Origin of the sequence: Aeromonas sp. HMWF014, assembly GCF_963878295.1 — a bacterium.
Classification (GTDB): Bacteria; Pseudomonadota; Gammaproteobacteria; order Enterobacterales; family Aeromonadaceae; genus Aeromonas; species Aeromonas popoffii.
Genome location: NZ_CAWNYS010000514.1, coordinates 1 through 10,505, shown reverse-complemented (window position 1 = coordinate 10,505; position 10,505 = coordinate 1). Strand labels below are relative to the sequence as shown.

Here is a 10,505-nt window from a genome sequence, read left to right as displayed (position 1 = left end):
CCGCCGCTGGCGCCTCGCCCACGGCACGCAGACGCAGACCGAAGCGGGTGCGAAACATCACCCACCAGGCCAAGGGCACGGCGGCAAACGCCACGTATTCCAGCAGGGAGTGGCCGCTGAGCAGCTCGCTGTAGAGCTGGCCAATCACCGGCACATCCCACAGCTCCCTGGCGTAGGGCAGGTCGATGGGGGCGAAGCGGGCCGCACCGGACAGTGCCGGGGTCTGGCCACCCTGATCGAACCAGTAACGGCCCAGGGTGACGGTCAGACCGGCCGCCAGAATGTTGATGGCCATGCCGCTCACCACCTGATCACCCCTGTGGGTGATGGTGGCAAAGCCGTGCATCAGGGCGAACAGTATGGAGACGCCCATACCCGCACCCAGCCCAATCCAGGCAGAGCCGGAGACAGCCGCTGCCGCACCACTGGCGAACGCCGCCGCCAGCAGCTTGCCTTCCAGCGCTATGTTGACCACACCAGAGCGTTCACAAAACATGCCCGCCATGGCGGCCAGGATCAGCGGTGGTGCGGTTCGTATGGTGGCATCCAGCATCAGGATCAGAGTTTCAAACATGATCAGGCTCCCTTGGCTTGCGCGGATGAGCGGTTGGCAAACGCCAGATAGAGCTGCTCGACGCGCGGACGCATCATGTGCTCAAGGGCGCCACAGAACAGGATCACCAGACCCTGCAGCACCACCACTATGTTGCGGTCGACCCCGAACTCGAAGCTGAGCTCGGCGCCCCCCTGATAGAGGAAGCCAAACAGCAGGCTGGCGATGATGACGCCGACCGGGTGGTTGCGCCCCATCAGCGCCACCGCGATGCCGGTGAAGCCGAAGCCTTCCACGAAGTTGAGCTTGATCTGGTGCAGTTCACCCTGCAGCACGTTGAGGGCGAAGAAGCCCGACAGCATGCCGGAGATTACCATGGCCAGGATCACCACCTTGGGATAGGAGATTCCTGCGTAGGCGGAGGCGCTTTGGCTGGCCCCGACCGAGCGGATCTCGTAGCCCCAGCGGGTATGCCAGATAAAAACCCACACCAGGGCCGCACAGATCAGCGCCCAGAAGAAGCTGATGTTGAGCGGGCTGTTGGGTATCTCCATGCCGACACTGCTCGCCAGCTCGCTGACCTTGGGCAACCAGCTCGCCTCGGCAAACACCTTGCTCTCGGTCGCCATGGAGCCCGCCGGTTTGAACACCTCGACCAGCAGGTAGGCCATCAGGGAGGCGGCGATGAAGTTGAACATGATGGTGGTGATGACGATGTGGCTGCCGCGTTTGGCTTGCAGCCAGGCCGGAATAAAGGCCCAGGCCGCACCGAACAGGCCGCCGGCGATGATGGCCAGCGGCAGCAGCAGCGCAAACGGCAGCGAGTCGCCGAGCAGCAGGCAGACCAGGCCGACGCCGAGGCCGCCGATATAGGCCTGACCTTCACCACCGATGTTGAACAGACCGGCGTGGAAGGCGACCGCCACCGACAGACCGGTGAAGATGAAACCGGTCGCGTAGTAGAGGGTGAAACCGACCCCTTCACCGGTGCCGAAGGCGCCGTACCACATGATCTGGGCGGCATCGACCGGGTTGATGTCGAGGTAGTAGAACAGGATGGCCGACACCAGGAAGGCCAGCAGTATGTTGAGCGCGGGCAGCACGCCCACGGAGATCCAGGCAGGGATACGTGTTTGGCTCATGTGCGAGCCTCCTTGGCTACGCCAGACAGAGCAGCAACGTCGTCCGGCACTATGTTCGCCATCATCAGTCCTATGGTGCGTTCATCCGCCTTGGCAGCCTCCAGCTCGCCAACGATGCGGCCATCGGCAATCACCAGGATCCGGTCAGAGAGGCTCATGATCTCATCCAGCTCCACCGATACCAGCAGCACGGCCTTGCCCTTGTCGCGCATGGCGATGATCTGCTGGTGGATGTACTCGATGGCGCCGATATCGACCCCGCGGGTCGGCTGGCCGATCAGCAGCACATCCGGGTTCTGCTCCACTTCCCGGGCGATCACCAGCTTCTGCTGGTTGCCACCGGAGAAGTTGGCCGTCTTGTGGTCGGGATGGGGCGGGCGCACGTCCCACTTGTCCATCTTGGCCTGACAATCCTGCAGGATCGCCTCCCTGTTCTGCAGCCAGCCCTTGTTGTATTGCGGACGGCGGTGATAACCCAGGATGAAGGCCTCTTGCGCCTCGAAGCGGTTGATCAGCCCCATCTTGTGCCTGTCTTCCGGCACATGGCCGAGGCCGTAGTTGCGCACCCACTCGGGATCAGCCGGATGCGCCACGCTCACCTCGTGCGTCTGACCATTGCTTGTGATGGTAAAGCTGCCCTTGCTGGGCTTGATGATGCCGCCAAGCAGGCTAAGCAGCTCGGACTGGCCGTTGCCCGAGACGCCGGCGATGCCGACCACTTCCCCGGCCCGCACCTCGAAGCTGACGGATTTGACCCGCTCCACCTTGGCATCGTCGAAGTAACTGAGCCCGTTGACCTTGAGCTTGGCCTCGCCCGGCTGGGTCGGGCCCTTGTCGACCTTGAGGCGCACCTTGCGGCCCACCATGAGCTCGGCCAGCTGCTCCTTGTCGGTATCCTTGGTGGCGACGTGGGCCACCATCTCGCCCCGGCGCATGATGGAGACCTGATCGGTAATGGCCAGGATCTCCCTCAGCTTGTGGGTGATGAGGATGATGGTCGCGCCCTGATCCCGCAGCTTTTTCAGCACCTCGAACAGGTGATCCGCCTCTTGCGGGGTCAGTACCCCGGTCGGCTCATCGAGGATCAGGATGCGGGCACCGCGATAGAGCGCCTTGAGGATCTCGACCCGCTGTTGCAGGCCCACCGGCAGGTCTTCGACTTTCTCGTGCAGCGGCACATCGAGACCATAGTCCCGTGCCAGCTCGCCGAGCAGCTTCTCGGCCGCTGCCAGGCTCTGGCCCAGGTGCCAGCCGTTTTCCGCGCCAAGGATGACGTTCTCCAGCACGGTGAAATTGTTCACCAGCATAAAGTGCTGGTGCACCATGCCCACGCCTGCGGTGATCGCATCTTGTGAGCCATGGGGTTTGAAAGGGTGGCCGTCGATGAACATCTCGCCGCTGTCGGCGTGGTAGAAACCGTAGATGATGCTCATCAGGGTGGATTTGCCGGCACCATTCTCGCCGACGATACCGTGAATACTGCCTTTTTGAACCTTAAGGTCGATCTGCTTGTTGGCGTACACGTCGCCGAACCGCTTATCGATACCCCTTAATTCGATGGCATAGCGATCTGTCTGGTCCATGATGCAGTCCTTGCGGGTCATGAAGAGAGACTAAAAACCGGCCCCTACGGGCCGGTCGTTGGGCTGAGAGTCGTAGCGGTTAATCAGTATTTGCAGCTGTTGTCGCTCATGTAGTCATGAACGTTGATCTTGCCGGAGATGATGTCGGCCTTGATGGCATCCACCTTGGCTTTCATCTCGGGCGTGATCAGCTTCTCGTTGTCTTTGTCGAGTGCCCAATCCACACCGCCCTCGGCCAGGCCCAGGTTCCTGATACCCGGTTGCCAGGTGCCCTTGGCGGCGTCATCCCAGGTCTGATAAGCGGCCAGCCCCACGGATTTGACCATGGAGGTCAGCATGGTGCCCGGTTGCAGGTGGTTCTGGTTGGAATCCACGCCGATGGCGAACTTGCCTTCATCCTTGGCTGCCTGGTAAACACCGATACCGGTACCGCCGGCAGCGGCGTAAACCACGTCGACGCCCTTGGCGAACTGGGACTTGGCCAGCTCTGCCCCCTTGGCCGGGTCAGCAAACGCCGACGGGGTGGAGCCGGTCATGTTCTGGAACACTTCGATCTTCGGATTGACGTACTTGGCTCCTTGCTCGTAGCCGCACTGGAACTTGCGGATCAGCGGGATATCCATGCCACCCACGAAGCCGACCTTGTCGTTCTTGGAGGCGATGGCTGCCAGCGCACCCACCAGGAAAGAGCCTTCATGCTCCTTGAAGATGAGGGACTGCACGTTTGGCTTGTCGACCACCATGTCGATGATGGTGAACTGGGTGTTCGGGAATTCGGTCGCGACTTTCTCGACGGCCGAACCCATGTTGAATCCGACGGCGACGATCGGGCCGTTGCCACGGCTGGCCAGACGACGCAAACCCTGCTCACGCTGGGCTTCGTTCTGGGGTTCGAACTCCTTGACCTTGACCCCTTTGTCCTTGTTATAGACTTCGACGCCGTTACGGAACACGGCTTCGTTGAATGACTTGTCGAATTTGCCTGCGGTGTCGTAGATGACGGCGGGCTGGGAAGCAGCCTGAGCAGAGAGAGCTGCGAGAGTGAGAGTGGCAACGGTGGCCAGCTTGAGCACTTTAGTCACGATCGTATCCTTGATTGTTATTAAGTGAGGGAACTTGCCTACTTGGGCAGGCTATCTAGCACGCAGGGTTACTCTAAGTCAGCCCCGATGCGGGTCAAGAAAATGATAAGGGAAAAACGTTTGCGGTAACGGTTTGAAAGATAAGCGGATAAATTTATAAGTGATTGTTTTAATACCTGTTTTCAGATTTAAATTCTGAATTAATTGGGTGTCAAATGACATTTCTGTTTATATTCATATGGTTATAAGCAATCGTTTTCGTCATGCCGGCCAAGGGTCGGATTCTATTGGGGCTCCTTTGTGTTCTGCGTCCATGTTGGCCCCTCCCGACGCAGGCCTGACATCCAGAGTCGCGCTGCTCGTTCACGCCGATTTGGTCTGCGGCGCCACAGGCCGTATAATCCCCGCCTGTATAAATAAACAGGAGTGGTGATGGACGTTTCAACCCTGCTCGACGGGCTCAACGACAAGCAAAGAGATGCCGTTGCGGCGCCCCGTAGCAATCTGCTGGTGCTGGCCGGTGCCGGTTCGGGCAAGACCCGGGTGCTGGTGCACCGTATTGCCTGGCTGATGCAGGTGGAACGCTGTTCACCCTTCTCCATCATCGCGGTCACCTTTACCAACAAGGCGGCGGCCGAGATGCGCGGCCGGGTCGAAAAAGTGTTAGGTAGCATGCAGCGTGGCATGTGGATTGGCACCTTCCACGGCATCGCCCACCGCCTGCTGCGGGCCCACCATCTGGATGCCGGGCTGCCGCAGGATTTCCAGATCCTCGACTCCGACGACCAGTACCGCCTCATCCGCCGCGTCATCAAGGCGCTCAACCTCGATGAGAAGCACTGGGCCCCGCGCGCCGTGATGGGCTACATCAACGGCAAAAAGGACGAGGGGTTGCGCCCCGGCGACATCGACCTCTACGGCGACCCCGTCACCCGCACCTATCAGCAGATCTACAAGACCTATCAGGAGACCTGCGATCGCTCCGGTCTGGTGGACTTCGCCGAGCTCTTGCTGCGCGCCCACGAACTGTGGCTGAACAAGCCGCATATCCTCGAGCACTACCGCGACCGCTTCCAGAACATACTGGTGGACGAGTTTCAGGATACCAACGGCATCCAGTACGCCTGGCTGCGGATGCTGGCGGGCAACAGCGGCAAGGTGATGATCGTCGGCGACGATGATCAGTCCATCTACGGCTGGCGCGGCGCCAAGATTGAGAACATCCAGCGCTTCCTGACCGACTATGAGGGGGCGCAGACCATTCGCCTGGAGCAGAACTACCGCTCCACCGCCAATATCCTCAAAGCCGCCAACAGCGTCATCGCCAACAACGCCGAGCGCCTTGGCAAGGAGCTGTGGACCGAAGGGGCCGAAGGTGACCCGATTTCGCTGTATGCCGCCTTCAACGAGGTGGACGAAGCGCGCTTCGTGGTCGGCCGCCTCAAGGATTGGAAGGAAAAGGGCGGCCTGCTGGCCGACTGCGCCATCCTCTATCGCTCCAACGCCCAATCGCGGGTGCTGGAAGAGGCGCTGATGCAGGACGCCATGCCATATCGCATCTACGGCGGCCTGCGCTTCTTCGAACGGCAAGAAATTAAAGACGCCATGGCCTACCTGCGTCTTATCAACAACCGTGGCGACGACGCCAGCTTCGAGCGGGTGGTCAACACCCCGACCCGTGGCATCGGCGATCGCACCCTCGAGATCCTGCGCGCCAACGCCCGCGATCAGGGGCAGAACCTCTGGCAATCGGCCAAGGGGCTGCTCAACGACAAGGTGCTGACCGGTCGCGCCGGCAACGCGGTGCGCGGCTTCGTCGATCTTATTGATGCACTGGAAGAGCAGGTTTCCATGCTGCCCCTGCACCAGCAGGCCGATATCGCCATCCAGCACTCCGGCCTCAAGGCGATGTATCTGGCGGAAAAAGGCGAGAAATCCCAGGCGCGGGTAGAGAACCTGGACGAACTGGTCACCGCCTGCCGCCAGTACCAGCGGCCGGACGAGCTGGAAGAGATGAGTGATCTCTCCGCCTTCCTCGCCCACGCTGCGCTGGAATCCGGCGAGAATCAGGCGGACGAATATGCCGATGCGGTGCAGCTGATGACATTGCATAGCGCCAAGGGGCTGGAGTTCCCGCTGGTGCTGCTGGTCGGTGTCGAGGAAGGGATGTTCCCCAGCCCGCAATCTGCCGAGGAGTCGGGCCGGTTGCAGGAAGAGCGCCGCCTCTGTTACGTGGGCATGACCCGCGCCATGGAGAAGCTCTACATCTGTTATGCCGAGAGCCGCCGCATCTATGGCCGCGAAATGCAACACAGCGTGAGCCGCTTTATCCGCGAGATCCCCGCCGAGTGTCTGGAAGAGATCCGGCTGCGCACTCAGGTGAGCCGCCCCACCCAGTACGGCCGCTTTAGCCAGAACGAGGTGCAGCAGAGCTTTGACGCCAGCGGCATCAAGCTCGGCCAGCGGGTGCTCCATCCGAAATTCGGGGAAGGGATAGTGCTCAACTTCGAAGGGGTCGGCCAGCAGAGCCGGGTGCAGATCCAGTTCGACGAGGTCGGCGCCAAGTGGCTGGTGACGGCGTATGCCAGGTTGGAGGCGCTGTAAGGCACAGCGTACCCGCCCGTGATGTGAAAAGGAGCCGATGGCTCCTTTTTTGTCAGGACTGTAGGTTCGATTAGCGAAGCGTAATCGGACGTTCGCGTCATGGGTAAATTGTGTGGCTGGCTGTTGGCAGTAGAGCTGGCGCCGTGCAGGACGCAAGGGCGTGGCTCTCGACAGGGTTTCGCCCGCCCTTCGGGCTTGGGCGAGTGACTTTGGAAAGACCCAAAGTCACCAAAGGACTTTTCCCCCGCCAATCCGACCGCTTCGCGGTTGCCCTCGGGTCAGTCACAAGGTCGGGCGGAGCGCCGCAGATGGGGCATCCATGCCCCGCTGCGGCTGCGCCATCATCCCTGATGGCGCTCCTGACCTTGTGCCTTCCCCTCGGCGGATTGGAGGGGGAGCAATACCGTGCCTGCCTGTGGCTTGGGGGCATTCCGTACAGCAGGGCCACTTTAGTAAGAACGAGGTAAAGCAGAGTGTCGACGCCAGCGGCATCAAGCTCGGCCAGCAGACCCCAATTCGACTTTAGGCCGAGCTGGTTGTCATATCAGCCGGCGTGAATTATGAAGCCATTTATTGGTATATCTGATCTTTCGAACAACCTATTATACTTCGCTTATTGAATATATGCTTTTAATCGGGAGATTGAGGAGATGTCGCTTCTTCCACCGGATGAATTCTGCGAGCCAGTTTTGGGTAATTTCCAATGCCTTTTACCATAGAGTCTATTTCGTTTTCAATGTATGAATAAAGAGCTCCTCCACGTTCAGCTACGATCGTTGGAGCATTTCCTCTACCCTTGGCATGTTTATATAAGGTAATTACTGCACATCGATCAAACCTATAAAAACTAGATACGGGAGTTTCATCATGAATCCATATGCTAAAATCAAGCGTTGTATTAGGTACTGACGTAAACAAAGATTTGTACTCTACTATTGCCTGCTGTATTCTACCTTTCATTACTTCCGCATTGTCCGCATTAAATCTTTTGGCTAAATCACTCATTATTGCGGGATTCTCAGCATCAGGTACAATTAATCTTATTCGGCAATTTCGTTTCGATGCCAAAATCTTCAAGTCCTCTTCAAAACTTGCTCTCCAAGTGTTTGCATAGCAGACAAATATATCAAGCCTCACAGAAGATGCTATGATTTTTGAAAAATCAGGGCCTTTTACCGGATTTATTGAAACGCCTGTCAAACCAGCGTTGATGATGTCGTCAGCAAAGCCTGTCTTTGCAAGAAGTTCTTCAAGAAAAGATCTTTTTGAAAAAAGTTCCCAGAGCATGGCCATAGATACAGATGCTATCATTAGGGCGCCAAAATTTGAGGATAACGACTTCACCCATAAATTTCCATTTGAAAAACTCACTTTCTCTGCTAAAACCAATAGTATCCCGCCAATTATAAAAATAATTGCCGAAACAATGTAGGTTCGTAAATTAGTTATTTGCTTTAATGGATTTGTCATAAAAATTTAAGCTCTTTGAAAAGGGAAATTGGTAAAAATATCAACATTTATTATTACTGCCAGTAGTCTATCTTCGTTTTGGTCCTGAATGAAGCTCTGAGAGGAAAGATTGTAGATTCAAAACCTGGGACACCCACCTTTCTGGCAGAGGCGTAGCGGTGAGGCTACGCCCTCTTTGTCAGGCGAAGGTATCTGATCACTTGACCAGCTTGCTCTCCATCACCCCTTGCTTGCCTTCCTCTTCACTGACCTGACTCAGCTTGGAGCGGGCCATCAGCAGGCCCATCTTGATCTCCTGCCAGACGTAGTAGTTTTTACCCGCCTCGGTGCTAAGGGTCAGGGTGGCATCGATCTCCGACTTGGAGGTGATGGTGTGGCTGCCCGGCGTCACCTGCTTGAGGATATAGCTGTGGGCCACGGTATCGCCTACGGCAAAGCCATCAACCAGCACCGGCATCTTGACGGCAGTGCCGTAGGTCTCGTTGCGATAGATATAGAGGTTGGCCGCATCCTTGGGCGCAACAAACTGCTTGGCCTGGGTGTCAGCGGTGGCATCGGCCATGGGTACGGAAGCACAACCGGAAAGCAGCACCGCCGACAGCAGGGCGGCACTCATCATTATTTGCCTGAACATAGTGTTTTTTTAGTGGGTTAACGGAAAAGAAAGGTTCGCATGAGGCTTTGTCGCCGGGCAACCACTTAAACCGCCGTCGATGTGACGGGATTCAATATTCCAATAATTAATCAGCAGGTGCGGCACTTTGACGGTGCGGCGAACCGCGGCATACTGCCCCGTCACCAGATGGGAGTCATTAATGTCTAAATGGTTGCCGACACTGCGCCGGCTGGGGCGGTGGTTTTTGCGAAAGCTGGCGCTGGCGGTGCTGACCAGCCTGTTGTTTATGCTCTCGTTCACCCTGTTTCAATACGCATCCTGGTGGCCTGCACTGACAGAGGATGCATCCCTCGAATGGAGCGGCCTCTCTTCAGGACATACCGTTGCCGAACTGGCCCCGACCATGCTGGAATTCAGCGTCGTGCTCGCTTGTGCTTTCTTGCCCCTGTTTTTGCTGACACCGCGCCCGCTGTTGCTGCCGCTCTTTGCCGGGCTCTGGTTGTGGCAAACCTATGACCTCGACTTTATGACGGCAACCGCCTCGACCTGGCAGCCTCACGAGATCATCTGGTCATTTATCCAGCCCCATACCCACTGGTTACTGCTCACGCTGCTGCCGCCTCTGCTGCTGATCCGGCATCTCGGCAGACAGCTATTTGCTGCAACACCAACAGTACAGCCAGAGATGACCCTCCTTGCGGACAGGCCATCAGGAAATCTGCGACACCCACCTTTCTGAGCAAGGCGTAGCGGGCGATGGCAACATTGAGGCAACCAGCAGTGATCCAATCTCGCCGAACAGCCATATCTCCCTGGCCACCGAGCAAAAGGAGATAGAACAGATGAAATGGATTCAGAGTTTGGCCGCCATTGCCATGGGGTTCGCCCTGGCAGCCTGCGGGAGTAGTGATAATGACAACAGCACGAGCAATACCAATACCGCCATCAGGATCAGCCATCTGGCCCCTGATGCCCCCAAGGTCGATGTGACGGTTGACGGCGCCGCTTTCCTGACGGCCGTTGATTATGGCTCCAGCAGCGGGCTAAAACCGCTCAAGGCTGGTAGCTACCGTGTCGCGGTAGATGGCATTTTGCCGGGCGGTACGACAACTGTCATCGGTCCGGTGTCGCTTGAGTTGAAACCCGACACTCAATATGACGTGCTGGCCGTCGGCAAACTGGCTGGTAGTGGTGATACCGCATTTGGCCCGCTGGTGATTGAGCGGCCGAGCCAGACGCCAACGGGAGGCGATATTCGTGTGCAGGTGGTGCATGCCGCACCCGGTGCACCGGCAGTCGACATCCATGTCACGGCTCCGGGGGCTGCACTGACCAGCCCGACGCTGGCCAATATTCCCTTCAAGACCTACAGCGACCCCCTTTCCTTGCCCGCAGGTGAATATCAGGTCAGGCTGACCTTGCCTGGCAGCGTTACCGTGGTGTATGACTCCGGCC

9 protein-coding genes are annotated in these 10,505 nt (G+C 58.0%); 3 read left to right on the top strand and 6 right to left on the bottom strand.

Annotated features, from left to right (window positions below; all coding sequences use genetic code 11):
• The 4 genes from AAC083_RS20230 to AAC083_RS20215 all read right to left on the bottom strand — a co-directional run.
• The coding region (locus AAC083_RS20230; protein WP_258224788.1) for an ABC transporter permease at positions 1-574 on the bottom strand (574 nt) is incomplete at its 3' end.
• A 2-nt stretch (positions 575-576) separates the two neighbouring features.
• A complete protein-coding gene (locus tag AAC083_RS20225; protein ID WP_108537567.1) occupies positions 577-1,695 on the bottom strand; it encodes an ABC transporter permease in 1,119 nt (372 codons plus the stop codon).
• Entirely contained in the window at positions 1,692-3,278 is a 1,587-nt protein-coding gene (locus AAC083_RS20220) for an ABC transporter ATP-binding protein (protein WP_108537566.1), read from the bottom strand. The genes AAC083_RS20225 and AAC083_RS20220 overlap by 4 nt, the downstream gene beginning before the upstream one ends.
• 83 nt (positions 3,279-3,361) lie before the next feature.
• Complete coding sequence (locus tag AAC083_RS20215; protein ID WP_108537565.1) at positions 3,362-4,360, bottom strand: BMP family lipoprotein; 999 nt, start codon at positions 4,358-4,360, stop codon at positions 3,362-3,364.
• 432 nt (positions 4,361-4,792) lie between these two features.
• Between AAC083_RS20215 and uvrD the strand changes: the two genes are divergently transcribed.
• Positions 4,793-6,964, top strand: a complete 2,172-nt coding sequence (uvrD, locus tag AAC083_RS20210; protein WP_108537564.1) for a DNA helicase II — start codon at positions 4,793-4,795, stop codon at positions 6,962-6,964.
• A 630-nt stretch (positions 6,965-7,594) separates the two neighbouring features.
• Here uvrD and AAC083_RS20205 read toward each other — a convergent pair.
• Both AAC083_RS20205 and AAC083_RS20200 read right to left on the bottom strand, forming a co-directional pair.
• Positions 7,595-8,434, bottom strand: a complete 840-nt coding sequence (locus AAC083_RS20205) for a hypothetical protein (protein WP_146181745.1) — start codon at positions 8,432-8,434, stop codon at positions 7,595-7,597.
• 196 nt (positions 8,435-8,630) lie between these two features.
• Positions 8,631-9,068 carry a DUF2846 domain-containing protein gene (locus tag AAC083_RS20200; RefSeq protein ID WP_108537563.1) on the bottom strand — a complete coding sequence of 146 codons (438 nt, stop codon included), beginning with the start codon at positions 9,066-9,068 and terminating at the stop codon, positions 8,631-8,633.
• A 181-nt stretch (positions 9,069-9,249) separates the two neighbouring features.
• Here AAC083_RS20200 and AAC083_RS20195 point away from each other — a divergent pair, with 181 nt between their 5' ends.
• Both AAC083_RS20195 and AAC083_RS20190 read left to right on the top strand, forming a co-directional pair.
• Complete coding sequence (locus AAC083_RS20195) at positions 9,250-9,789, top strand: hypothetical protein (RefSeq protein ID WP_108537562.1); 540 nt, start codon at positions 9,250-9,252, stop codon at positions 9,787-9,789.
• Between the two features lie 103 nt (positions 9,790-9,892).
• On the top strand, positions 9,893-10,505 hold a 613-nt coding region (locus tag AAC083_RS20190; RefSeq protein ID WP_146181744.1), incomplete at its 3' end, for a DUF4397 domain-containing protein.